The sequence below is a fragment of the Fulvivirga sp. M361 genome, assembly GCF_007097395.1.
In the GTDB taxonomy this organism is placed as follows: Bacteria; Bacteroidota; Bacteroidia; order Cytophagales; family Cyclobacteriaceae; genus Fulvivirga.
Window position 1 is genome coordinate 1 of record NZ_VKDC01000124.1, and the last position, 549, is coordinate 549.

1 protein-coding gene is annotated in these 549 nt (G+C 54.1%); it reads right to left on the reverse strand.

Annotated elements, in window-relative coordinates:
* The coding region (locus tag FNH22_RS32300; protein ID WP_185154536.1) for a hypothetical protein at nucleotides 1-549 on the reverse strand (549 nt) is incomplete at both ends.

Here is a 549-nt window from a genome sequence, read left to right on the forward strand (position 1 = left end):
GTGCCACTCACACCCGTCAAACGCATCAAACTGCCCGTAACTGCACTGTTCAATGTGATCGACGTCGAGGAACCGCTGCATAAAGCAGGAACCGTATTCGTGATCGACATCGTTGGACGGGGCTGAACATCTACACTCGCCAACTGGCCTGCAGGGGAGACCGGACAGCCGTCACTGGTCGTCACTTCAAACGTATAACTTACCGTAACCACTCCATTCGTTGGGTTCTCTAAGATCTCTTGTAGCTGGTCGCCGTCCACAAACGTGTCACCCACCAGAACACCACCACCCGTGACAGCACCGTAGCTTACACCAGTGACAGTGATCACATGGTTGGACGTCGGACTGTTCAACATAATATCTGTCTGGTCACCACTGCAAAGAGATGCTGTGCCATTGGTCAGCGTTAAAACAGGATTTGGGTTCACCGTTACCACAGCTGCACTGCCCAGACTCGTTGCCAGACACGGGCCACTCGTACCCAGGTCTGCAACACGGGTAACACTGTAACTCGTCGTACTGCCGGGGCTCACTGAGACAGTAGCGCCA